Source organism: Mangrovicoccus algicola (genome assembly GCF_014903745.1).
Classification (GTDB): Bacteria; Pseudomonadota; Alphaproteobacteria; order Rhodobacterales; family Rhodobacteraceae; genus Mangrovicoccus; species Mangrovicoccus algicola.
On the sequence record NZ_JACVXA010000057.1, the window covers coordinates 1 to 21621 of the forward strand.

The following is a 21621-nucleotide window of genomic DNA, read 5'->3' on the forward strand; positions in this document are numbered from 1 at the left end:
AATGGCAGGCGGCATGTGGCGGGTGGGCGGAACCGCCGGGTTCCGGGCGGAGCGGCCGTCCGGCCCGCGCCCCATGCGGCATCCTGATCCAGCGCCGCCGTTGCACCGGCCCCCGTCACGCGCTAGGCCGGTGGCGTCACCAGTCAGAGGGGGACCGCCCGTGTTCCAGAGCTTCACCTCCGCCGCGCGTCCCGAGCAGGGACCGCCGCGGCTTGCCGCCTTCCGCGCCGCCCTGGCCGAAGAGGGGCTCGACGGGTTCATCGTGCCGCGCGCCGATGCCCATCAGGGCGAATATGTCGCCGCGCATGACGACCGCCTGGCCTGGCTGACGGGCTTCACCGGTTCGGCCGGCTTCGTCATCGTCCTGCCGGGCATTGCCGGGATCTTCGTCGACGGGCGCTACCGGCTGCAGGCGCGGGTGCAATGCGATCCGGCGGCCTATACCCCCGTCCACTGGCCCGAAACCCTGCCCGCCGACTGGCTGAAGGAACAGCTGGCGGGCGCGGCGCAGATCGGCTTCGACCCCTGGCTGCATACCGTGCAGGAAATCGAGACGCTGCGCGCCGCCCTGTCGGGCACCTCCGTCACGCTGGTCGAGACGCCGAGCCCGGTGGACCGGCTGTGGCAGGATCAGCCGCCGCCGCCGATGGAACCGGCCACCGCCTATCCCGACGACCTTGCCGGGCAGAGCGCCGCCGGGAAGCGCGCGGCGCTGGCCGCCGCGCTGCGCGAGGCAGGCGAGGACAGCGCCGTGCTGACCCAGCCCGACGGGATCAACTGGCTGCTGAACATCCGCGGCGGCGACATCCCGCGGGTGCCGGTGGCGCATGGTTTCGCGCTGCTGCAATCCGACGGATCGGTCGAGCTGTTCATGGAGCCCGCCAAGCTGGCCGGGCTCGGCAACCACCTGGGCCCCGAGGTGCGCATCCATCCGCCCGCCGAATTCGGGCCCGCGCTGGCCCGGCTCGCCGGCCGGGTGCGCATCGACAAGACAAGCGTGCCGGTCGCCGTCCATGCCGCGCTGGTGGCGGCGGGGGCCGAGATCGTCCCGGGGCGCGAGCCCTGCCTTCTGCCCAAGGCCTGCAAGTCGGAGACCGAGCTGGCCGCCGCGCGCCGCGCCCATGCCCGCGATGCCGCCGCCGTGGTCGAGTTCCTCGCCTGGCTGGAAAAGCGCACCGACGAGCTGGCGCGCGGCGGGCCCGGCCTGACCGAGATCGACGTCGTCACCCGGCTGGAGGACTGCCGCCGCGCCACGGGCGAGCTGCGCGACATCGCCTTCGACACGATCTGCGGCGCCGGGCCCAACGGCGCGATCATGCATTACCGCGTCACCGAGGACAGCAACCGCGCCCTCGCACCGGGGGAACTGGTGCTGGTCGATAGCGGCGGGCAGTACCTGGACGGCACGACCGACATCACCCGCACCATGGCCGTGGGCCAGGCCACCGAGGAGGCGCGGATCTGCTATACCCGCGTGCTGCGCGGGCTGATCGCGATCTCGCTGGCGCGCTTTCCCGACGGCATTGCCGGGCGCGACCTCGACGCGCTGGCGCGGATGCCGCTGTGGCAGGCCGGGCAGGATTTCAACCACGGCACCGGCCATGGCGTCGGGCAGTACCTGTCGGTGCATGAGGGACCCCAGCGGATCTCGCGCGCCAGCCAGGAAGTGCTGAAACCGGGGATGATCCTGTCGAACGAGCCCGGCTATTACCGCGACGGCGCCTTCGGCATCCGGCTGGAGAACCTGATCGCCGTGACCCCGGCCCCCGCGCTCGACGGGGGGGATGCCGACCGCGCGATGCTGTGTTTCGAGACGCTGACCTACGTGCCCTTCGACCGGCGCATGATCGTGGCCGAGATGCTGACCGAAAGCGAACGCCGCTGGATCAACGCCTATCACGCCTCAACCTGCGACCGTCTGGCGTCGCTGGTCAGCCGCGAGGCCTCGGCCTGGCTGGAACGGGTGACCGAACCGCTGTGACGCAAGCGCCCGGGGCCGGGATGAGCGGGCCCCGGCCCCTCATCCCGGCCGCCCCGGAAACGCCCGGAGCGGAACGGTCCATCCCCCCGGCCGCGACGCGCCCGCGGCGGACCCCGCGCGGGGACGCATCCTGTCCGAGGCGGCCGCCAGGGACGACATGGCATCCCGCCCCGAGAAGGCCCCGTCCCCGGCAAAGCGCGCATGGGGGCGCCGCCTGCCCTCTCGGTCCGGCCCTTCCCGCGCCGCTCACGCCCCGTCACCGGGCCAGTTTGCCGCAGACCGGTTTACATCCGGGGCGGGAATTGCCAGCTTGGGGGACGAGCAACCGGGCAACCCGCTTTCGCTGGCGGCCCCGGAAAATTCACCCTCTCCCCCCGAAAGGAACATCATCATGACCCAGGCAAAGCCGGGCGACACCCTGCATCTTCACTACAAGGGCTCGCTGGATGACGGTTCGGTCTTCGACAGTTCCGAAGGCCGCGACCCGCTGTCCTTCGAGCTGGGCGCGGGCCAGATCATCCCCGGGCTGGAAGCGGGCGTGACCGGCATGGAAGTCGGCGAGAAGCGCACCGTGCGCGTAGAGGCGGCCGAGGCCTATGGCGACCATCACCCCGAGCGGATGCAGGCCGTGGACCGCGCCAACATCCCCGACCACATCCCGACCGATCCGGGCACCCAGCTTCAGGTGCAGACCCAGGACGGCCAGACCATGGCCGTGGTGGTCGCCGATGTCACCGAAACCGAGGTGGTGCTGGATGCCAACCATCCCCTGGCGGGCAAGGACCTGACCTTCGACGTGGAACTGGTGGCGATCGCCTGAGACGCGCACCGCCGGGCCCCGCAGGGCCCGGCGGTCTGCCGTCACTCGGTGACGGTGACTTTCACCATGCGGTCGGGCTCGCCCTCGACCGCACCGTTGCGGCCGGTGCCGCGCTTGATCGCATCGACCACGTCCATGCCTTCGGTCACCTCGCCCACGACGGTATACTGGCCATTCAGATGGCCTGCCGGGGCGAACATGATGAAGAACTGGCTGTTGGCGCTGTCGGGATCCGAGGCGCGCGCCATGCCGACCGTCCCGCGATCGAAGGGACGGTCCGAGAACTCGGCCTTCAGGTCGGGCTCTTCCGAGCCGCCGGTCCCGGCGCGGCGCATGTCGAAGGCGCTGTCGCTGGAATCGCCGAAGCGGACATCGCCGGTCTGCGCCATGAAGCCGTCGATCACCCGGTGGAAGACGACGCCGTCATAGGCGCCCTCCTCGGCCAGCCTGGTGATCTGCGCCACGTGCTGCGGCGCGACATCCTCGAACAGGTCGATATGGATCACGCCCGAGGCCTCGCCCGCGACCTCGATGTCCAGGCCGGTGGCCAGTGCCGGGCCTGCCGCGACGATGGCCAGGGCCCCCAGGAGGTTACGCATCCGCGGCCACCTTCACCGAGACCATGCGGTCGGGGCTTGCCGGCGGCTCGCCGCGGACGATCTTGTCGACATGCTCCATCCCCGACAGGACGCGGCCATAGACCGTGTACTGGCCGTTGAGGAAATGGTTGTCGGCGAAATTGATGAAGAACTGCGAATTCGCGGAATTCGGGTTGGCAGACCGCGCCGCGCCCAGCGTGCCGCGGTCATGGGGCAGCTTGGAGAACTCCGCGGGCAGGTCGGGCAGGTCCGAGCCGCCGGTGCCCGCGCGGCGGATGTTGAAGCCGTCTTCCATGTCGCCGTGCTCGACATCGCCGGTCTGCGCCATGAAGCCGTCGATCACCCGGTGAAAGCAGACATTGTCGTATTTTCCGGCGCGGGCCAGTTCCTTCATCCGCTCGGCATGCTTGGGGGCGACATCGGCCAGCAGCTCGATGACCACCGGGCCGTCCTTCAGCTCGATGATGATGGTGTTTTCCGGATCCTTGATCTCGGCCATGGTAGGTCCTCTCGTAACGGGTCGGGCGGACACTAGAACCAGGCCGGGGGGAATGCAAACCTGCGCATCGCCCCCAGGGCCGGATCGGCGGCCGGCCCCGGTCGCAGGGCTTGGGGCCAAGCGTCGCAAAACGGCAAAACCTGTCCCGCCCCGGTTGACGCCCCCGCGCCGAAACGCCACCACTGCGCGCAACAACCCAGTCAGGAGTATGCACGTGGCCTGGAAATCCCTCGACGACATGGACCTCTCGGGCAAGACGGTCCTGACCCGTGTCGATATCAACGTCCCCGTCGCCGACGGCAAGGTGACCGACGCCACGCGGATCGAACGCATCGCCCCGACCATCGCCGATATCCTCGCCAAGGGCGGCCGCCCGGTCCTGCTGGCGCATTTCGGCCGCCCCAAGGGCCAGGTCGTGCCCGAGATGTCGCTGGAGGTGCTGGTCCCCGCCCTGTCGGAGATCTTCGGGGCGCCGGTGAAATTCGCCGCCGACTGCATCGGCGGACCCGCCAAGAGCGCGGTCGCCGCGCTCGAACCCGGCGAAGTGCTGATGCTGGAGAACACGCGGTTCCACGCCGGCGAGGAAAAGAACGACCCGGCCTTCGCCGCCTCCCTGGCCGCGCTCGGCGAAGTCTATTGCAACGACGCCTTCTCGGCCGCGCATCGCGCCCATGCCTCCACCGAGGGACTGGCGCGCCTGCTGCCCTCCTGCGCCGGACGCTGCATGCAGGCGGAGCTGGAGGCGCTGGACGCCGCGCTCGGCACGCCGGAACGCCCGGTCGTGGCCGTGGTGGGCGGCGCCAAGGTCTCGACCAAGCTCGACCTGCTGGGCAACCTGGTCGAGAAGGTCGATGCGCTGGTGATCGGCGGCGGCATGGCCAATACCTTCCTCGTCGCGCAAGGGACCGAGATCGGCAAGTCGCTGGCCGAGGCCGACATGGCGGGAACCGCGCGCGAGATCATGGAGAAGGCCCAGAAGGCCGGGTGCCGCATCCTGCTGCCCGCCGATGTCGTCGTGGCGCGCGAATTCAAGGCGGGCGCCGCGAATGAAACCGTGCCCGCAACCGCCTGCCCGGCCGATGCGATGATCCTCGATGCCGGGCCCGAGGCCGTCGCCGCGATCAAGCAGGCGCTGGACGGGGCGAAGACCCTGATCTGGAACGGCCCGCTGGGCGCCTTCGAGATCGAGCCCTTCGATGCCGCGACCAATGCCACTGCCGAATATGCGGCGGCGCTGTCGGCGGAAGGCAAACTGACCTCCGTGGCGGGAGGCGGCGATACCGTGGCGGCACTGAACAAATCCGGCGCGGCGGAGAAGTTCACCTACATCTCCACCGCGGGCGGCGCCTTCCTGGAATGGATGGAAGGCAAGACCCTGCCCGGCGTCGCGGCGCTCGGCTGAGACCTGCCGCCGGGCGTGCCCTGCGCGGCCCGGCGGTGCCTTTCCCGCGAAACTCGGGATTCCCGCGCCCGCATCCCTGTGGCATAGTCGGAAAAAACACGAGGCCAAGATGCAGCGCAGCTCCAGACCGTCCGCCACCTTCCTGCTCTACCTGTGCATCGCGACGCTGCTGTCGTGCTATTTCGCCTATGCGGCGGTGCGCGGCGACCTGGGCGTGATCGAACGGCTGGTGATCGATGCGCAGCTGAAGGACCTGGAGGCCGAGAAGGCCGCGCTGGAACAGCAGATCGCGCAGCTTTCCAACAAGACGCTGCGCATGTCCGACGACTACCTGGACCTGGACCTTCTGGACGAACAGGCACGGTCCGTCCTGGGGATGATGCGCTCGGACGAACTGGTGATCCGGGAAAGCTCCGTCAGCCGATGACCTGGTCCATCTTGACCGAGGGCTGATCGCACCCGGCCTCGCCGACGATCTTCGCGGGGACGCCCGCGACCGTCTTGCCGCGCGGCACGTCGTGAAGCACGACAGACCCCGCCGCGATGCGCGAGCAGTTGCCGACGCTGATATTGCCCAGCACCTTCGCCCCGGCCCCGATCAGCACGCCATTGCCGATCTTGGGATGACGGTCGCCATCCTCCTTGCCGGTGCCGCCCAGCGTCACGCCATGCAGCATCGAGACATTGTCGCCCACCTGGGCGGTCTCGCCGATGACGATCGAATGGGCATGATCCATCATGATCCCCTGCCCGATCCGCGCAGCCGGGTGGATATCCGCGCTGTAGAGTTCGGACATGCGCATCTGCAGGTAATAGGCCAGGTCGCGGCGCTCGTGGGTCCACAGCCAATGCGCCACGCGATAGGCTTGGAGGATCTGGAAGCCCTTGAAATACAGGAAGGCCTGCAACAGCCGGTGGCAGGCAGGATCGCGTTCATGCACCGCCATCAGATCGGCGCGCGCGGCACGGCCCAGCGAGGGCGCGCTGTCATAGGCGCGCTCGGCCAGATCGCGCAGGATCGGTTCGGACAGGTCGGCCGAGGCCATCTTGGTCGCCACCCGCGCAGCCAGCGCCGATTCCAGCGACCGGTGATGCAGCACGCTGGTATGGAAGAACCCGCCGAGGCTCGGCTCCTCGCAAAGCGCCGCCTCGGCCTCCTCGACGATTCCCGACCAGACCGGGTCGAACGCAGCAACGGACATCTTCGCTTCGGGCATGGGCTTCCCTCCAATGGACCGCAAGATAGGCGCATCGGAGGGGCAGGACAAACCGGAATTCGCAGGCGTGGTGTTTCAGCGCCTCACGATCGCGCCACGGCAAGATGGCGCAGGTGGATCGCGATGCGGATCCGGCCGCCGTTGAAGGTTCCGCCGACGGCCGAGATCCGCAGGGGCGTATCCTGGTAATAGGTGATCGGCATGCCCGTCAGCCCGTAGGCGAAGCTGTTGCTTCCCTTGCGCAGCAGGCTGCCATAGCGCCCCCGGCTCTCCGCCACGCCCAGCTGCCAGCTGGAGAGGGATCCGCCAAGCGCCGTCACCACGCGTGCGGTCACGCCCAGCACCGTGGTATAGGCGGGGATCCGGGTGGCCGTGTTCACCGCCGTGCCCGTGCCGATCGCCTGTTCGAACTCGATCACCTCCAGCCCCGTCGCCGCGCCGGAGGGCGTCGCCGTCACCGCATCGGCCAGCCAGCCGGTGCCGTCATGCAGATAATGGCGTGCCTCGTCCCGCACGAAGGCGCGCCAGCCCGCCCGCGGATCGATGAAGGCCCAGCCGCCATTGACGAAGACGGCAAGCTTTCCCTTCTTGAAGGACCAGGCCCCCGACGGCCCGGGCGGCAGCGCATAGGCCTCCCCCTCGACAGGGGCCGTGGGCGGATCCCTGCGGGTGATCGACTCGACGGTCAGCTGGGTCACCGCGTCGAGGATGGCCAGCGATTCGTTGACGGCGACATGCTTCTGCGCCTGCGACTGCGCCAGCAGCGGCAGCATCAGATTGGCGGTGTTAGACATTGACCTCTATCCTTCTCGCTGGACCCGGACCGTAAAGCTCCGAGACCTGGGCCACCTCCAGGACATAGCCGCCATCCGCGCCATCCGCGGCGCGCTGGGACTCGGAGTAGTCGAATTGCGGATTGCCCGTCTCCGCCTCCCGCAGGAGGGCACCGTCTGCGGTGCGGACCGTCACCCGGTAAAGTTCCCGCGCCTCGGACAGCGGCACCTCGGGCAGCGACCAGTCCTCGCCCCCCACCCGGGCCCGCCGGAGCCAGCTGAAGCGATGCGCGCCCCCGCCCAGGACCCGGTATTCCAGCCGCACCGGCGCCCAGGGTCTCAGCCCGGCGGCATCCGCGGCATGGACGATGTGCAGGTAGTCGGGGCCGTGCTGCGGCGCCTCCGCCGCGCCGATGCGATAGTGGCGCGCCAGTCCCCGGATGGCCGGAACCGTCGGCTGCAGCAATGCCGCATCCAGCAGCACCACCAGGCTTCCCGCGGGCCAGGCATCGGGAATGAACGCATCGGTTCCCTGCTGCCCGCGCAGCCGGTTGCGGATCACCGCCCGGCCGTTCTCGTCCAGCTCGTGATCGAGGAACTGGAAGATCTCCCAGGCGCCGCCCTGCCCGTCGCCGATGGCCAGCGCATTCGCCCCGTTGAGCAGCGACGCCCAGTCCGTTCCCGACAGCACGCCCGCCGCCAGGTCGATGGTCAGCGGATCGCCGCGGTCGATCAGTCCCGGCCGCGCCCGCTTCAGCGGCGACAGCGTGACCCCCAGCGTGGCAGTTTCGCCGATCACCGCGTTCAGGCCGTAATTGCCGTCGCTGCCCGAGGACAGCACCGCCACCTCGCCCGGCCAGGGATCGGCCGCCACGGCAAGATGGGGCGCATAAGGATCTTCGGCGCCTGTCAGCAGCGGCAGATCGAGGAAGACCGGGAAAGGCAGTGCCGAAGGCGGCGGGACGGCCAGCGGATCCCCCTCCTCGTAGCCGCCACCGGGAATGTACACGCCCGGCTCCACCCGGACGGCCTCCACCAGGCGAATGCCGAAATCCTCGATCCGGTCGATGCGGTAGAGCGCGGGTCCTGCCGCTTCCGCGATCTCGACGACATCGCCCGCCGTCACGTTGATGTAGGACGGCGGCAGCGCGAAGCTGACCGTGTCGCGGCTGACCCGCGCCTCGCTCAGCCAGCGTTCCGCCATGCGCTGCGCCTCGCCGAAGGTCAGCGCCATGTTCAGTTCCGAGACGCTCAGCGATTGCGGGTCGTCCCCGGGATGCGCCGCGCCGCTGCTGCGGGCCTCGTAGGCCGCGTCCGCCGCCAGATGCGCGATCTGCACCCGCCCGGCAAGCTCGGCCCCCGACTGGCGCACCTGCACCAGGTCGCCCTCCTGCTCGGGATGCTCCGCCAGCGCGCCCTCGGGCAGCACCAGGTCCGGCCGCCCGGTGCGGCTGCGGAAGGACAGGGTGCCGTCGCGCTCCACCGCGTCGAAGCCATGCGCCAGCATCAGCGGCTGCAGCGCGGCGCGCGCCCCGTCGACCGAGGTCACCGCATATCCCCGGACATAGCCGCGCAACGCCTGGGTGCCGATGCCCGTCACGCCCGAACGCGCGCAGATCTCGCGCACGACTTCGGCCAGGTCGCGTCCGCTGGTACGCCCGTTCACCCAATGCCCGCGGGTATAGTTGCCGCCGTCGCCCCAGACATCCATCCGACCGGGAAAATAGGGATAGGGCCGTGCATCCCAGGCCCAGACATGCGCCATGGACATGTCGATCATCGGGCCGCCATAGACCGCCGAGACGGGATTGTTTTCCGCCTGTTCCCAGTAATCCTGCACCGCGCGGAGATACTGCATCTGGATCAGGTCGTCGCGCGCGCCGGTCGAGTAATGCGGAATGTCCGACTCCGAGGATTTCGGATCGAGGAACTTGTTGGGCTCGTTCGTGCCCTTGTCGATCGCGGCACAGCCGAATTCGGTGAACCAGACCGGTTTGGACTGCGGCACCCAGGCGGTGGGCTGGGCCTGCCGCACGCCGCCGATCCGCTCGTGATGCGCCAGCGACCACCAGGCCCGGATGTCCTTGTAGCGCCAGATCCAGGGCTCGTTATGGGCGCCGTCGGTGATTGGCAGGCGGTCCTGCGCATCGCGGCCCGCCGCGTCCGCATAGTACCAGTCATAGCCCTCGCCGCCTTCGATATTGGCCTGCAGATAGCCGATATCGTGGATGCTGTGCCAATGCGCGTCGGCATGATCCGCGCTGTCGCGCCAGTCCGAAAGCGGCATGTAGTTGTCGATGCCGATGAAATCGATATCCGGATGCGCCCAGAGCGGGTCGAGGTGGAAATAGCGGTTCCCGTCCGGCGAGGAATACCCGAAATACTCCGACCAGTCGGCGGCATAGCCCAGTTTCGTGCCCGTCCCCAGCACCTGGCGCACATCTTCCGCCAGCTGGCAGAACTGCTCCACCGCGGGAAAGCGGTGATCCGCGCCGCGCAGCTGGGTCAGGCCGCGCATCTCCGACCCTATGACAAAGGCGTCGATCCCCCCCGCGGCCTTGCACAGATGCGCGTAATGCAGGATGAACCGGCGATAGCTCCACTCGGCCGGACCGGAATAGGCCACCGTGCCGCCGCCCGCAGCGAAGTCGGAAGGCGCCGCCGTGCCGAAGAACGCCGCCACCTCCTCCGCCGCCGCCGCGCTGCCGTCCGGGCTGCCCGCCACGCCCGGAGCCAGGGATCCGGTGATGCGTCCGCGCCAGGGCAGCGGCGGCTGCTCGGGTCCGCCCCACCAGGGATTGACCAGGCCGTTGCCCGCCATCTGCTCCATCAGGATGAAGGGATAGAACACCACCCGCTTGCCGCGCCGCTTCAGTTCGGCGATGGCCTGCATGACCGACCGGTCCGCGGGCGTCCCGCCATAGACCGGCCGGCCGTCGTGAAGCGGCACCTCCTGCGCGGCCAGCCGGTCCAGCCCGGACACTTCCCAGGGCATGCGGCTTGCCCCGACGCGTTTCTGTTCCACCTTCGGGCGCAGCTCGCAGCGGTCGCAACGCAGGTCGTCCCCGAACCAGGACGCCACCAGCAGCGCCGATCCGCAATTGGGCAGCTCGGCCTCGAGCTGGTCCATCGAGATCAGGAAATCCGACTTGCCGGAGGGAGTGTTGCGATTGCCGGGCACCGCGCGGCCGATGCCCTTGTCGTAATGCACCACGTCGGTCGCCAGCGTGTATTCGCCGCTGCCCGGCATCAGCGCAACGCCGCGGATCGCGCGGTTCATCGAGGCCACCTCGCCCTCGCTGTGCTGCTGCGCCGGGCGCAGCACCTCGAAGCTGAACTGCGGGACCCGGTTGCCGAAAGGGCCCAGCTCGAGATCAGAGATCACCACATAGGCCACCCCGCGATAGGCAGGCGCATTCTCCAGCCCCTCGACAGCGACGATCTTGGGGTCGGGATCCTGGCTCTGGGACCCCGGATAGACCGCCATGTCCAGCTTGTTGCGGCCGATCTCCTTGCCATCGGCCCAGATCCGGTCGATCCCCGCGATCTCGCCCTCGCACAGCGCGATGGCCAGGCTGATGGAATAGCTGTAGCTGGTCACGCTGGTGGCGGGCGCCCCCCCCTTGCCGCCGCCGGATTTCTTGGTCTGCCTGCGCTCCTTGAAACGCGTCGACCAGATGACCTGTCCCGGCACCCGCATCCGCCCATAGACCTGCTGGATCGCGGTCCCCTCGGAGGCGGAGGTCAGGCGCAACCGGTCCAGCCGGCCGGTCTCCACGGCCTGCGACCCGGCCCCGAGCAGCCGCTGATCGATCAGGTGCCCCGCGACAGCCCCCGCAGCCCGGCCGATCACCGCCGCCGACAGGCCGAGGACCGATCCTCCGATGGAGGCACCGGCCGCCGCGCCCACCGCTCCCAGGACGATTGTCGCCATCACTTCACCTCGTCAGGAAAACGGAACCGCGCCACGATGCGGCGGCTCCAGGGTTGCGTCAGGGGCGTCTCGATCACCCCGTGGCCCGAATAGGCATGGATCACCGTCGGCATGGATCCCCGCCGCGCGGCGATGCCCAGATGCTTGGCCACCGTGCCGCTGCGCATCCGGAACAGCAGCACATCGCCATGCTCCGGCCGCCCCTGCGGCAAGGGGCGAAGGTGCCGCGCCGCCGCCTCCCACAGCAGTTCCGCGCCCTGCGGCTCTCCCCAGTCGGGGGAATAGCCCGGCACCGGCTCGGGCTCCGCGCCGTGCAGCTCGCGCCACAGCCCGCGGATCAGGCCCAGACAATCCGTTCCCGCCTGGCGCGTGGCGCATTGATGGCGGTAGGGCGTGCCGATCCAGCCGCGGGCCAGGTCGACAACATCGCGGGACGGCGCGCTCATCGGTAGCGGCTCCCGCCATCATTGCCTCCGCTGCGGGCGGGATAGCTCATCAGCCAATCCTCCCCCGGGACATGCGGAAAACCGCGGAAATTCAGGAAGTTCGCGAACTTCACCCGACATGTCTCGGCGCGCTTGTCGCAGCCTGCCACCAGTCGCACGCGGTCCCCCGCCGCCAGCCCGCCGCGGATCTCCTGCCACAGCTCCACCAGGCGCGCCGGGCCGCTCCGGTCGGATTTGACATGGCCCGACAATCCCGCCGCCGCCCCGTCCAGCACCTCCAGCCGTCCCTGCTCGAACCAATGATCCGCATACCGGCCCAAGGGGGGGAGCTGCAGGCGGCTGCGCCCGGTCATGGCCGCGATCGCCGTCTCCACGCTGTAATCCGGTCCCGTCACGTCGATGCCGCAATGCCCGTCGCCCAGCCGGGCCGAACAGCCGCGCTGGAACAGCCGGCCCTGGCTCCGGTTCAGCGCCTCGGTCAGGCCGCGCAGCTCGGCACGGAAGGCACCCGCCTCCATGCGCAGCTCGCCCAGGCTGCCGCGGAACTGCACAGCCCGCTGCGTCGGGTCCGTCCAGTTGACGATCCAGCTGGTCACCGCCGCCCCGTCGAACAGCCCGGCATGCAGCTCGGCCTCGGACACCGCGCTGTCGCTGAGCACCCCGGAAGCCTCGCTGTTATCCACCGCCAGCCCGGTCGTCTGCGACAGGGCATCGGCGCTCAGGCCGGTCCCCGCGCGGAACACCGTCCCGCCGAAGGCAAGGTCGCGGTCGTGATCGGTGAATCCGAAGACAGCACCGTCCTGCCGGGTGAGCTGCCAGGCGCGGCAGATCGTGGTATGGCCCCCGGCCAGGTGAGTCAGGAAATCTCCGGTGACAGGCATCAGATCCGCAGCTCCACGACAGGGACATTCGGAACGTCACCGGCCTGGAAACTGGCGACCGAGGTGACGATGCGATCCGTATCGAACCGCACCGGGACATCGAATTCGAACCCGGCAGTGACCTCCGCCCCGATGGCGGGGGGATCGGCGAGGACCACCTGTCCGGTGGTCGGATCCAGCACATAGGCGTCCCCGTCGGACAGCACCGCGCCGTCCACGGCCACCGCGACCGTCTCCGCGACCGGCTTGACGATGGGCCGCGAATAGCTCTGCGCGCCCGAGGCATAGCGCTTTGCCAGCTGGAAGACCCGCGTCTCGCCATCGCCCGTCCCGACAAGCTGATCGCCCGGGGCCACCTCCGCAGAGGGCGCGCCGCTGCGGTAATCGGCCCAGTCCTTCCAGCGGAACCCGTAAAGCTGGCCCTGCCGCGCCTCGAAGAAGGCGATCAGGGTCTCGATGTCGTCCAGGGACCGCATGCCCAGCCCCGCATCGTAGCGGCGGCGCGAATGCGCCCAGGGGGTGTTGCGTTCCTCGTAGCCATTGGCCAGCGTCACGATCGCGGTGCGCCGCTCCGGCCCGCCGGCCGAGCCGAAGCTCAGCGAGGCGGGAAACCTGATTTCGTGGAATGCCATCGCCTTCTCCTGCTCTCAGCGGTTGCGCTGGCCGCGCGCCAGGGCTCGGCCCATCTGCGCGGCGATCTGGCCCTGGCTGCGGCGGAAGCTCTCGGCATCCGCGGTCGTGACATGCATGACCACATTCACCGGCGCGCCGCCCTGTGCGCGCACCCCCAGCGACCCATCCGGCCCGCGGCTCAGCGGCATGATCGCCTCCGGTCCCGCCTCGCCCATCAGCCCGGTGCCGCCGCGCATCGGAAAGGCCGTGGGCGAACTGACCACGCCGCCCCGGGCAAAGGGCATCACCCGCCCCTGGGCGAAGCTGCCCCCTTTCGCGAAGGGCAGCATTCCCGACATCACCGCCGAGACGCCGCTGCCCAGCATGCCGCCGAAATGCTTCATCACCGGGTTCACGGCCGAGGAATAAGCCGCGTTGACCATGGACTCCCCAATGCGGGAAAACGCGTCCTGCACCCGCATCCCGTCGAAGATCATCCCGTCGAAGGCAGAGCGCAGCCCCCGGCTGATCCCGCCCGACAGGGTCGAGACCTGCCGCGAGGTATCGACGATCGTGGCGCGCATCTGCTCCAGCTCTCCGGCGAAGGCCGATGCCACGACCTGGGTTCCGGCCAGACTTTCCTCCAGCGCGCCCACCTGCTCGGCGAAATCGTCCAGCCCGTTCACGTCAGTCATCTCCTGCCTCCTTCATCCTGTCCGGAAAGCGGCGTGCCAGCGCCTCCAGCCCCGCCCGGTTCATCGTGGGCATGGCCGCGTCGCGCCCCAGCATCAGCTCCAGCTCGGCCGGGGTCAGCGCCCAGAAATCGCGCGGTCGCAGCCGCAGCTCGCACAGGCCCGCGCGCATCAGCCCCGGCCAGTCCAGCCCGCTCATGCCGCCGCGCCGCCGGGCACGGCGAAGGCCCGTGCCAGCAACAGCGCGGCCGCACGCGCCGCCGCCACCGGTCCGCCCTCGATCTCCACGCTCAGCAGGTCTCCCGCCTCGCCCCGCCAGCCGCCGCCGCGCAGCCCCGCCACGATCAGCGCCAGCACGTCGCGGCCCGAATAGGCCGCGGTTTCGAACCTCTCGACCATGGCCGGCAGGCTGTCCGTGCCCAGCGAGGCCTCCAGCTCCGCCAGCGCGCCCAGCGTCAGCTTCAGCACATGCGGCCTGCCATCCAGCACCAGCCGCACCTCTCCGGAATACGGATTGGCCATCACAGCGCCGTGAAATCCAGCGCCCCGGCCGAGGCCATGGACACTTCATAGGTCGCCTCGCCGTCATGGCTGCCCGCATATTCGATCGCGCTGATCTGGAACGGTCCCTCGACCACCCCGAAACCGGGGATGACGATCTGGAAGACAGGGATCTCTCCGGCGAAGAACATCGCGCGCGCCCGTTCGTCCGTGCCCTGGTCGCGGAACACGCCCGAACCCGAGAGGCTGGCGGATTTCATCCCCGCCCCGGCCAGCAATTCGCGCCAGCCGCCGGTACTTTCCAGGGAGGTCACGTCGACCTGCTGGGCGTTGAAGCTGATCCGCGTCGCCCTGAGCCCGGCCATGGTCTCGAAGCTGCGCGCCCCGTCCATGTCCACCTTGATCAGCAGGTCTTTTCCGTTCTGAGCCGCCATGGCCTCTCTCCGTTGCTTAGCTGTCCTCGACCACCGCGCGGAACCAAAGGTCGATCCGCCGGCCGCGATTGCCCGATATCCGCCGCGCCCGGGCCCGCTCGAAGCGCATCGACACGAGCCGACCGCGAGACAGCGCCAGGTCGCCGCCATCCAGCCGGTCCGACACCGCGCCGGCGGCAGCCTTCAGCGCCGCGAACCCCGCGACCGTGCCGCTCACCCCGATCGCCAGACGGTGTTCGGTCACGCCGCCTGAACTGTCGCCCCGCGCCCGCGCCTCCTCCGCGCCCAGCGCGACATAAAGCTCGGGCGGCTCTCCGGGCGGGGCGGCGTCGAAGACCCGGTCGCCGACCAGCGCGGCAAGCGCCCCGTCCTCGCGCAATGCCGCGTAGACCGCGGATTGAAGCGCCGCCGACATCGCGTAGCTCATGGCACCGTCTCCTCGATCGCGTCGCAGCGCAGGTAGCGTCCCGCCGCATCCGCCTCCGTGACGGCCACGATCCGCCAGGCGCGGGTCCCGTCGCGAAATCTCTGGCCCGCCACCGGCCGTGCGGCAGCACCTGCGGGGGCGCCGCGCAGCACGATCTCGGTGGGCACGCCGCTCAGCGCCAGCGCATCGCGGGCCCTGTCCCGGCCCCGGGCGGGACGCAGGCGGGCCCAGTGGCGGCCCAGCGCCTCCCAGGTCTCGGCATACCCGCCTGCCCCGTCCTCGACCCGCCGGACCGCCTCGAGCACCAGCAACCGGCTCAGCTGCGAGGGGGTCATGCCGCACTGCCGCCCAGGATGCGGACGGTCCGGTAGCGTTCGATCAGCCGCGTCACCCCCCGGGGAAATCCGCCCTCGCCCGAACTGTCGCCCAGGCGGGTTTCGTAGAAATGTGCCGCCAGGATCATCACCGCCTGCGCCAGGTCCCCCGGCAGGGCCGCCCAGCTCTCCGCATAGCCCGCCACGAAGCCGATCTCCGCAAATCCATGGGTCGGAATGGAAGGCAGGCGCCCATAGGCCGAGCGCAGCACCGGCCGCTGGGTCGAGGGCTCGAGGACCACGGTTTCGGGATCGACGGCCACTTCCTCGCCGGTACGCGTCACCAGCTTGATCCAGGAGAGCGAGATCACCGGGGCCACGGGAAGCGCCTGCATCCCCGGATCGCGCCAGGCGCAGGCCTGCCATATGAAGGTCCGCGCGATCAGCGCCTTGCCGGTACGTGCCTCGATCGAGGCGATGGCGGCCCGCAGCGCGGCCTCCAGGACCGCGTCCTGCAGGTCCTCCCCGCCGAAGCCCGTCCCCAGGCGCAGATGCGCGCGGAACTCGGCAAGGGGCAGGTCCTGCGCGGACAGGCCGGTTTGCTCTTTCAGTCTCATGCTCGGTCTCCAGTCTCGACAGGCCCTTGCAGCTTTCGGAGCGTCCCGCCCCCGCCGCCGCCCGTGCGGTTGGAAGGCTAGATGACGGGTGGAAGGCGGGACTGCTCCCGGCAGCCGGCCCGCAGGGGCCGCCTGCCGTCCCGATCACGATCAGGCGGCGAAACGCAGCAGCTTGATCGCGGCGAAATCCGAAACATCCCCGCCGACCCGCTTGGTCGCGTAGAACAGCACATGCGGCTTGGCCGAGAAGGGGTCGCGCAGGATGCGCAGGTCCGGGCGTTCCGCGATCGTGTAGCCGGCCGCGAAATCCCCGAAGGCGATGGCGAAGGCGTTGGCCGAGATGTCGGGCATGTCCTCGGCCACCAGCACGGGATATCCCATCAGCCGCGCGGGCTCGCCGGCCGCCAGCCCGTCCGACCACAGGAACCGCCCGTCCGCATCCTTCATCTTGCGGACGGCACCGGCGGTCTTGGAATTCATGACGAAGGTCGCATTCGCGCGGTACTCCGCCCCGAGGCTGTAGACCAGCTCGATGATCGCATCCGCAGGCGCGGTGCTGTCGAAATCGCCGGCCGTCCCGGTCTTGACGAAACCGATGCTGCCCCAGCTCCAGGCGGCGTCCGGCACCTTGGTCTGGTGCTGGAGGAACCCCTTGGGCTTGTCCACGCCGTTGCCGATGATGAAGGCGCTCGCCTCGGCCCGGGCGAAACGGTCGGCGTTGCGCCCGGCCAGCCAGGCCTCGATATCGAAGGCGCTGTCATCCAGCAGCCGCTGCGACGCCTTGGGCAGGGCCGACAGCTCGTGCAGCGGAATGCTGATCCGCTCGATCTGCGGGGCCGCCGTCTCGGTCAGGCTCGCGGTCTCGGTGGTCCAGGTGAAATCGGCATTGTTGCGGTCGATCAGGACGTCATAGGAACTCGCCTCGACATTCACCACCGTCGCGATCGACCGGATCGAGGCGGCCGAGGCCATGGTCGACCGGATCATGTCGGACGTCTTGGGATCGACCAGGTAGCCGCCGTCGGAACTGACGGCCAGCGACTTCGCCTCCAGCTCCAGCCCGCGCAGCTCCGTTTCGTCGCCCGAGCGGAGATAGGCGTCGAAGGCCTTCTGATGGGGGGCTTGTGCATCCACGGCGGCGCTCAGCGCAGGGCGGCGGGCAAAGGCGGTCTTGCGGTCCAGCATGGTCAGTCTCTCGTCAGTTGATTGGAGTTGCTGCTTGATTTCGGCCTGGAATGCCGTGAGGTCCTGCATCAGTCCGGTCAGCGCGGTCTTCACCTCGGCTGCCGCAGACAGGGGCGCGGCCTGGGACAGGGGCAGATCCGCCCCGGCCCGGGACATGGTCTCGGGATTGCTCATCTGGTTTCCTCTGATGGTGAACACACCGGCCTAGGACTGTCCGGCCAGCACATGGCGGGCCTGCCGGAGCACCCCCGCAAGATCGCGCAGATCCGCCTCGGCGGTCTCCTCGGATTTCGCCGCCACCGGGGGGGCAAGCCGCGCGCCGGGAAGCATCGGGAACGTCACCAGCGAGACCTCCCACAGGTCCAGCTCGCTCAGCACGCGGCGCCCCTCCCCGTCGCGGGAGGCGCGGATGGTGCGATAGCCGATCGACAGCCCGTCGATCGCCCCCGCCTCGATCAGGCGGGCCGCCTCACGCCCCTTCTCCACCTCGGCCAGCAACCGTCCCTTGACGTAGAGCCCGCGTGCGTCCTCGCGCACCTCCGTCCAGATGCCGATCGGCTGGGCGGGGTCATGCTGCCACAGCAGCTTCACCCGCCGGCCCGTCTCCGCCAGCCGCTGCAGGCTGGCCGCATATGCGCCCTTCGCCACCACGTCGCCGCCCTGGTCGATGCTGCCGAAAAGGCTGGCATAGCCCTCGATCTCCTGGCCGTCGGTCATCACGACGCCCTCGTCGAACCGGCAGAATTTCCGTTCCAGTCCGTGTCCTGTCGGCTGCATCTCAGGGCCCTCCCGTCGGGGTCATCATCAGCAGCGTCCGCACCGCATGGGTGAGGATCACCGCCACCACGCCATAGACCGTCAGCCACAACCGCCGTTCCATGCGCTCCATCAGCATCTCGATCCGCTCCAGCCGCATGTCCACGGCCGCGAACTTCATCTCCAGGATCGTCTCCTGCGCCTCCTGGAATTCCTTCGGGCCATAGCGGAACGGCTCGTAGAGGAACCGCGACCCGCCGGGCATGCGCAGCGGCTCAGCCACTCCCGGCCTCCTCCTCCGCCAGCGGAGGAAGGCCCAGCATCCGGCGCTTCTCGGCCCCGGTGAGGAAATCCGCCCCCGCGATCCGGCGCCACTGCGCCTCGCGCTCGGCAGCCAGCGCGGGCACCTGGTCCAGGTCCGGCCGCAACTCCACGCAGTGTCCGGCGAGCCCGCCCAGCCAATGCCCCAGCGCCGCCGCCACCCGCGCCGCCAGCGGCAGCACCGTCAGCCGGTAGAAGGCGCGATGGGCCTCCTGGTAATTGGCATAGGTCGCATCGCCCGGGATCCCCAGGATCATCGGCGGCACCCCGAAGGCCAGCGCGATCTCCCGCGCCGCCGCCTCCTTGGTCTGCCGGAACTCCATGTCCGAGGGCGAGAACCCCATCGGCTTCCAGTCCAGCCCGCCCTCCAGCAGCATCGGCCGCCCGGCATTGCGCGCGCCCTGGTAATTGGCCTCCATCTCGTCGACCAGCCGCTGGTACTGGTCGTCCGACATGCTGCCCAGCCCCTCCGCCGTGCGGTAGACCAGCGCGCCGGAGGGCCGCGCCGCGTTGTCCAGAAGCGACTTCGACCATTTCGAGGCCGCATTGTGGACATCCACCGCCACCGCCGCCGCCTGCATCGGCGCCAGCCCGTAATGGTCGTCCTGCGGGTGGAAGCTGCGGATATGGCAGACGGGCGCGGCGCCGCCGGTCATGTCGAACCGCAGCTTGCGGCCGTTCACGTCATACTGGTAGGCGACCGGCCAGCCATCGGCACCGGGAATGACCGACATCCGGTCGGCGCGCAGCACGTGCAGCTCCACCGGCAGCCCCGCCTCGGCCCCCACCGCCTCGACATATCCGTTGCCCGACAGGAGGATCTGGCCGAACAGCGCCTCCAGGAACTCGGCGCGGCCCTGGGCCGGGTTGGGCCGGGCCATCAGCCCGCCCAGCGGATGCGTCTCGTAGCGGCGGCATTCGTCCTGCACCACCAGCGGCAGGGCGGCAGCCGCCTCGGCGATCAGCTTGACGCAGCGGAACCCGACGGGATTGCCGGTGAAGCCATTGCGCGTCAGCGATCCGACATCGCGCGGCGACCAGGCCACCCGGCCGGCCCCGGACCAGGCGATCAGCGGACCCGCGGCCGAGGCCTTGCGTTCCGGGGCCGCCGCGCCATCGCGCCTGAGGAAATCCAAGATCATCGGCCGCATCTCCTTCGTTCCGTCCCGCCGGTGGCTCCACCGGCAAAAGCGAGAATGTTCGATTCAGGTTAAGACCGCGGGACCCCACCGCCCGGTGGGGTTAACAAAGCGTTACAGCCCCCGCAGCCGCGGGCGGGTCCAGCGCCGGGCAGGCTCGATCATCAGGTCGGTCATGGCCCAGACCAGCGCATCCACGCGGTCGGGACTGCCCTTGCCCTGATAGCCCTGCGCCGTCATCTGGCACATCTGGTCCTCCAGCGCGGCCAGCCCGCGCGCATGGCGCACCCGCCCCTGCTCGTACAGCGCGGCGACAGGCTCGGCCCGGGCCGCCTTGCCCCGCGTGGCCCGCACCCCGCGATAGGGCGCCAGCGGATCGATCTGGCGGATCACGCTCTCCACCAGGTCGCCGCCCTGGTTGATTTCCGCGACCATGCGGTCGGCCCCGTGCCGATGACAGGCATCCAGCGCCGCCTGGGCCCAGAGCTGCGGACTGGCGCCGCGCACGGAGGCATCCTCCAGCACGCAGGCCTGCCAGTCCTGCGGCGGCCCCTGGATGCGCGCACCGACGACGACGATGCCGCATTCGTCGGATCCCTCGTGCCCGGTGACCGGCGGATCCACCGCGACCACCACGCGGTCCATCTGCGGCGGACGGTCCACGCCCAGCGCCTCCAGCATCGACATGGTCCACATCGCGCCCTCGGCATCCTCCAGCAGCAGCCCGTCCAGCTCCTGCCGTCCCAGCCGCGATCCGCCGTAGCGGGCCCGCACCTCCTCCAGGAAACTTGCGGCCAGATAGGCACGGTTCGCCTCGGTCGGCGCATGGGTCACCACCGTCGAGGGCGTGTCCAGGATCCGTTTCAGCACGCCGACATTGCGCGGCGTGGTCGTCACCACCTGGCGGGGGGTCCGCCCCAGCCGCAGGCTGAATTGCAGCATGTCCCAGGCATCCTCCGCCCGCTTCCACTTCGCCAGCTCGTCCACCCAGGCGGCATCGAACTGGGGCCCGCGCAGCGCCTCGGGCTCATGCGCCGAGAACGCCTCCGCAATCGCGCCATTGGGCCATTCCAGCCGCTTCTTGCTTGCCACCCATCTCGGCCGCCGGTCCGGCGGAGAACAGGCCAGGATCCCGCTGTCGCCCTCGATCATCACCGCGCGCACCTGGTCGAAGGTTTCTCCCACCAGCGCGACGCGCCGCGACCGGCCGGGATCCAGCGGCAGGCTGCCCTCCACCTCCGAACGCACCCATTCCGACCCGGCGCGGGTCTTGCCCGCGCCGCGCCCGCCCAGGATCACCCAGGTCTTCCAGTCCCCCGCGGGCGGCAGCTGGTGCGGCAGCGCCCAGAAGCCGAAACAGAAAGGGAGCGCCAGAAGCGCTCCCCTCGTCAGCCCGTCCAGGAACTCATCCCGCACCGCCTGCCCGCTGGAGGCAAGCCAGGCGGCGCCCGATCTCAGATCGGGCGGCATCGAAGTCGATGGCGAAGTCATGCGCGATCCCGGCACGTTGCCTATTTCGTTCATCAAGCCTCATCCTCGCTTTCAGGGCCGTGTCCGAGGCCGCGTCGAGCGCGGCGACGATCTTCCTCGCCTCCGCCGCCTCGCCGCACTCCCCGTCCTCGAGTTTCCGGATCATGTCGTCGAGCGCGCGCGAGGCGCGTTCGAACCTGTCAAGGGCATCCGCGACGATCGCCGCGGCGCCGCCGTCATCCTGCTCGGCACAGATCAACGTCATTGGGTACCAACCTACTCTCTCATGCGGGAAACACCGCACGAGCAGAGACGCAAAAGGCACCTGCCGGGTCGCCCCAGGGTGCCTTGCCCATCTCTTCTAGCTTGCCTGAACTTGTACCCCGGATCGCCCGCTCCGTCAAGGCCGATGCGCCGCCGGATGGGATCTAACCCGTTCTTTCGGTTAGTAAAAACGTAAACCAATGATTAACGCATGCCGGGTTTCCCAACCCTCTCCGCGACATGCCGCATCCGCAATGCTTAACCGGCCCGCCGCCGCGCCGCCGGGCACGGCGCAGGGCGCAACCGGGTGCATCTGCGGCTTGTCACGGGCGCGCGG

Annotated in this window: 25 protein-coding genes; 4 read left to right on the forward strand and 21 right to left on the reverse strand. The window is 69.6% G+C overall.

Annotated features, from left to right (window positions below):
- The first annotated feature begins 160 nt into the window (after window positions 1-160).
- Window positions 161-1981: an aminopeptidase P family protein gene (locus ICN82_RS16080; protein WP_193184651.1), complete on the forward strand. Its 1821-nt coding sequence runs from the start codon at window positions 161-163 to the stop codon at window positions 1979-1981.
- A 391-nt stretch (window positions 1982-2372) separates the two neighbouring features.
- A complete protein-coding gene (locus ICN82_RS16085; RefSeq protein ID WP_193184654.1) occupies window positions 2373-2801 on the forward strand; it encodes an FKBP-type peptidyl-prolyl cis-trans isomerase in 429 nt (142 codons plus the stop codon).
- 41 nt (window positions 2802-2842) lie between these two features.
- On the opposite strand, the gene ICN82_RS16090 is transcribed toward ICN82_RS16085, so the two are convergent.
- On the reverse strand, window positions 2843-3400 hold the full coding sequence (locus ICN82_RS16090) for a peptidylprolyl isomerase (RefSeq protein ID WP_193184655.1): 558 nt from the start codon (window positions 3398-3400) through the stop codon (window positions 2843-2845).
- Window positions 3393-3899, reverse strand: a complete 507-nt coding sequence (locus ICN82_RS16095; RefSeq protein ID WP_193184658.1) for a peptidylprolyl isomerase — start codon at window positions 3897-3899, stop codon at window positions 3393-3395. Before ICN82_RS16095 ends, ICN82_RS16090 begins: the two co-directional genes overlap by 8 nt.
- A gap of 214 nt (window positions 3900-4113) precedes the next feature.
- On the opposite strand from ICN82_RS16095, the gene ICN82_RS16100 reads away from it, so the two are divergent.
- Both ICN82_RS16100 and ICN82_RS16105 read left to right on the forward strand, forming a co-directional pair.
- Complete coding sequence (locus ICN82_RS16100; RefSeq protein ID WP_193184660.1) at window positions 4114-5301, forward strand: phosphoglycerate kinase; 1188 nt, start codon at window positions 4114-4116, stop codon at window positions 5299-5301.
- Between the two features lie 109 nt (window positions 5302-5410).
- On the forward strand, window positions 5411-5728 hold the full coding sequence (locus ICN82_RS16105; protein WP_193184662.1) for an FtsB family cell division protein: 318 nt from the start codon (window positions 5411-5413) through the stop codon (window positions 5726-5728).
- Here ICN82_RS16105 and cysE read toward each other — a convergent pair.
- From cysE to ICN82_RS16200, 19 genes are all read right to left on the reverse strand, one after another.
- Window positions 5718-6518 (reverse strand): serine O-acetyltransferase, encoded by an 801-nt coding sequence (gene cysE, locus ICN82_RS16110; protein ID WP_193184664.1) that lies wholly within the window; start codon window positions 6516-6518, stop codon window positions 5718-5720. The two genes, ICN82_RS16105 and cysE, sit on opposite strands and share 11 nt — an antisense overlap.
- Before the next feature lie 83 nt (window positions 6519-6601).
- Window positions 6602-7312, reverse strand: coding sequence for a DUF2793 domain-containing protein (locus ICN82_RS16115; RefSeq protein ID WP_193184666.1), 711 nt, complete (start codon window positions 7310-7312; stop codon window positions 6602-6604).
- Window positions 7305-11225 carry a baseplate multidomain protein megatron gene (locus ICN82_RS16120; protein WP_193184668.1) on the reverse strand — a complete coding sequence of 1307 codons (3921 nt, stop codon included), beginning with the start codon at window positions 11223-11225 and terminating at the stop codon, window positions 7305-7307. Before ICN82_RS16120 ends, ICN82_RS16115 begins: the two co-directional genes overlap by 8 nt.
- Entirely contained in the window at window positions 11225-11671 is a 447-nt protein-coding gene (locus ICN82_RS16125; protein ID WP_193184670.1) for an NlpC/P60 family protein, read from the reverse strand. Before ICN82_RS16125 ends, ICN82_RS16120 begins: the two co-directional genes overlap by 1 nt.
- Window positions 11668-12552 (reverse strand): DUF2163 domain-containing protein, encoded by an 885-nt coding sequence (locus tag ICN82_RS16130; protein ID WP_193184672.1) that lies wholly within the window; start codon window positions 12550-12552, stop codon window positions 11668-11670. The genes ICN82_RS16125 and ICN82_RS16130 overlap by 4 nt, the downstream gene beginning before the upstream one ends.
- Complete coding sequence (locus ICN82_RS16135; protein ID WP_193184674.1) at window positions 12552-13184, reverse strand: DUF2460 domain-containing protein; 633 nt, start codon at window positions 13182-13184, stop codon at window positions 12552-12554. Before ICN82_RS16135 ends, ICN82_RS16130 begins: the two co-directional genes overlap by 1 nt.
- Before the next feature lie 15 nt (window positions 13185-13199).
- Window positions 13200-13859: a phage tail tape measure protein gene (locus tag ICN82_RS16140; protein WP_193184676.1), complete on the reverse strand. Its 660-nt coding sequence runs from the start codon at window positions 13857-13859 to the stop codon at window positions 13200-13202.
- Window positions 13852-14055 (reverse strand): rcc01693 family protein, encoded by a 204-nt coding sequence (locus ICN82_RS16145; RefSeq protein ID WP_193184678.1) that lies wholly within the window; start codon window positions 14053-14055, stop codon window positions 13852-13854. The genes ICN82_RS16140 and ICN82_RS16145 overlap by 8 nt, the downstream gene beginning before the upstream one ends.
- On the reverse strand, window positions 14052-14378 hold the full coding sequence (locus ICN82_RS16150) for a gene transfer agent family protein (protein WP_193184680.1): 327 nt from the start codon (window positions 14376-14378) through the stop codon (window positions 14052-14054). The genes ICN82_RS16145 and ICN82_RS16150 overlap by 4 nt, the downstream gene beginning before the upstream one ends.
- Window positions 14378-14791: a phage major tail protein, TP901-1 family gene (locus ICN82_RS16155; protein WP_193184683.1), complete on the reverse strand. Its 414-nt coding sequence runs from the start codon at window positions 14789-14791 to the stop codon at window positions 14378-14380. The genes ICN82_RS16150 and ICN82_RS16155 overlap by 1 nt, the downstream gene beginning before the upstream one ends.
- 16 nt (window positions 14792-14807) lie before the next feature.
- The gene (locus ICN82_RS16160) at window positions 14808-15218 is read right to left on the reverse strand and encodes a DUF3168 domain-containing protein (RefSeq protein WP_193184685.1); all 411 of its coding nucleotides are present in this window, start codon (window positions 15216-15218) and stop codon (window positions 14808-14810) included.
- The gene (locus ICN82_RS16165; RefSeq protein WP_193184687.1) at window positions 15215-15553 is read right to left on the reverse strand and encodes a head-tail adaptor protein; all 339 of its coding nucleotides are present in this window, start codon (window positions 15551-15553) and stop codon (window positions 15215-15217) included. Before ICN82_RS16165 ends, ICN82_RS16160 begins: the two co-directional genes overlap by 4 nt.
- Window positions 15550-16149 (reverse strand): head-tail connector protein, encoded by a 600-nt coding sequence (locus ICN82_RS16170; RefSeq protein ID WP_193184690.1) that lies wholly within the window; start codon window positions 16147-16149, stop codon window positions 15550-15552. Before ICN82_RS16170 ends, ICN82_RS16165 begins: the two co-directional genes overlap by 4 nt.
- Before the next feature lie 150 nt (window positions 16150-16299).
- Window positions 16300-17508 carry a phage major capsid protein gene (locus tag ICN82_RS16175; protein WP_193184693.1) on the reverse strand — a complete coding sequence of 403 codons (1209 nt, stop codon included), beginning with the start codon at window positions 17506-17508 and terminating at the stop codon, window positions 16300-16302.
- 30 nt (window positions 17509-17538) lie between these two features.
- Window positions 17539-18111 (reverse strand): HK97 family phage prohead protease, encoded by a 573-nt coding sequence (locus tag ICN82_RS16180; RefSeq protein WP_193184696.1) that lies wholly within the window; start codon window positions 18109-18111, stop codon window positions 17539-17541.
- 1 nt (window position 18112) lies between these two features.
- Window positions 18113-18373 (reverse strand): GTA head formation protein, RCAP_rcc01685 family, encoded by a 261-nt coding sequence (locus ICN82_RS16185; protein WP_330999025.1) that lies wholly within the window; start codon window positions 18371-18373, stop codon window positions 18113-18115.
- Window positions 18366-19553, reverse strand: a complete 1188-nt coding sequence (locus ICN82_RS16190; RefSeq protein WP_193184699.1) for a phage portal protein — start codon at window positions 19551-19553, stop codon at window positions 18366-18368. Before ICN82_RS16190 ends, ICN82_RS16185 begins: the two co-directional genes overlap by 8 nt.
- A gap of 111 nt (window positions 19554-19664) precedes the next feature.
- On the reverse strand, window positions 19665-21020 hold the full coding sequence (locus ICN82_RS16195; protein ID WP_193184726.1) for a DNA-packaging protein: 1356 nt from the start codon (window positions 21018-21020) through the stop codon (window positions 19665-19667).
- Window positions 20956-21285, reverse strand: a complete 330-nt coding sequence (locus ICN82_RS16200) for a hypothetical protein (RefSeq protein ID WP_193184702.1) — start codon at window positions 21283-21285, stop codon at window positions 20956-20958. Before ICN82_RS16200 ends, ICN82_RS16195 begins: the two co-directional genes overlap by 65 nt.
- Window positions 21286-21621: the final 336 nt, after the last annotated feature.

What these genes read in the sequence shown, in the direction of transcription:
- ICN82_RS16085 (WP_193184654.1), top strand. Translation starts at nt 2,373, where the DNA reads ATGACCCAGGCAAAGCCGGGCGACACCCTGCATCTTCACTACAAGGGC.
- ICN82_RS16090 (WP_193184655.1), bottom strand. Translation starts at nt 3,400, where the DNA reads ATGCGTAACCTCCTGGGGGCCCTGGCCATCGTCGCGGCAGGCCCGGCA.
- ICN82_RS16095 (WP_193184658.1), bottom strand. Translation starts at nt 3,899, where the DNA reads ATGGCCGAGATCAAGGATCCGGAAAACACCATCATCATCGAGCTGAAG.
- ICN82_RS16105 (WP_193184662.1), top strand. Translation starts at nt 5,411, where the DNA reads ATGCAGCGCAGCTCCAGACCGTCCGCCACCTTCCTGCTCTACCTGTGC.
- cysE (WP_193184664.1), bottom strand. Translation starts at nt 6,518, where the DNA reads ATGCCCGAAGCGAAGATGTCCGTTGCTGCGTTCGACCCGGTCTGGTCG.
- ICN82_RS16115 (WP_193184666.1), bottom strand. Translation starts at nt 7,312, where the DNA reads ATGTCTAACACCGCCAATCTGATGCTGCCGCTGCTGGCGCAGTCGCAG.
- ICN82_RS16120 (WP_193184668.1), bottom strand. Translation starts at nt 11,225, where the DNA reads ATGGCGACAATCGTCCTGGGAGCGGTGGGCGCGGCGGCCGGTGCCTCC.
- ICN82_RS16125 (WP_193184670.1), bottom strand. Translation starts at nt 11,671, where the DNA reads ATGAGCGCGCCGTCCCGCGATGTTGTCGACCTGGCCCGCGGCTGGATC.
- ICN82_RS16130 (WP_193184672.1), bottom strand. Translation starts at nt 12,552, where the DNA reads ATGCCTGTCACCGGAGATTTCCTGACTCACCTGGCCGGGGGCCATACC.
- ICN82_RS16135 (WP_193184674.1), bottom strand. Translation starts at nt 13,184, where the DNA reads ATGGCATTCCACGAAATCAGGTTTCCCGCCTCGCTGAGCTTCGGCTCG.
- ICN82_RS16140 (WP_193184676.1), bottom strand. Translation starts at nt 13,859, where the DNA reads ATGACTGACGTGAACGGGCTGGACGATTTCGCCGAGCAGGTGGGCGCG.
- ICN82_RS16145 (WP_193184678.1), bottom strand. Translation starts at nt 14,055, where the DNA reads ATGAGCGGGCTGGACTGGCCGGGGCTGATGCGCGCGGGCCTGTGCGAG.
- ICN82_RS16150 (WP_193184680.1), bottom strand. Translation starts at nt 14,378, where the DNA reads ATGGCCAATCCGTATTCCGGAGAGGTGCGGCTGGTGCTGGATGGCAGG.
- ICN82_RS16155 (WP_193184683.1), bottom strand. Translation starts at nt 14,791, where the DNA reads ATGGCGGCTCAGAACGGAAAAGACCTGCTGATCAAGGTGGACATGGAC.
- ICN82_RS16160 (WP_193184685.1), bottom strand. Translation starts at nt 15,218, where the DNA reads ATGAGCTACGCGATGTCGGCGGCGCTTCAATCCGCGGTCTACGCGGCA.
- ICN82_RS16165 (WP_193184687.1), bottom strand. Translation starts at nt 15,553, where the DNA reads ATGACCCCCTCGCAGCTGAGCCGGTTGCTGGTGCTCGAGGCGGTCCGG.
- ICN82_RS16170 (WP_193184690.1), bottom strand. Translation starts at nt 16,149, where the DNA reads ATGAGACTGAAAGAGCAAACCGGCCTGTCCGCGCAGGACCTGCCCCTT.
- ICN82_RS16175 (WP_193184693.1), bottom strand. Translation starts at nt 17,508, where the DNA reads ATGAGCAATCCCGAGACCATGTCCCGGGCCGGGGCGGATCTGCCCCTG.
- ICN82_RS16180 (WP_193184696.1), bottom strand. Translation starts at nt 18,111, where the DNA reads ATGCAGCCGACAGGACACGGACTGGAACGGAAATTCTGCCGGTTCGAC.
- ICN82_RS16190 (WP_193184699.1), bottom strand. Translation starts at nt 19,553, where the DNA reads ATGATCTTGGATTTCCTCAGGCGCGATGGCGCGGCGGCCCCGGAACGC.
- ICN82_RS16195 (WP_193184726.1), bottom strand. Translation starts at nt 21,020, where the DNA reads ATGCCGCCCGATCTGAGATCGGGCGCCGCCTGGCTTGCCTCCAGCGGG.
- ICN82_RS16200 (WP_193184702.1), bottom strand. Translation starts at nt 21,285, where the DNA reads ATGACGTTGATCTGTGCCGAGCAGGATGACGGCGGCGCCGCGGCGATC.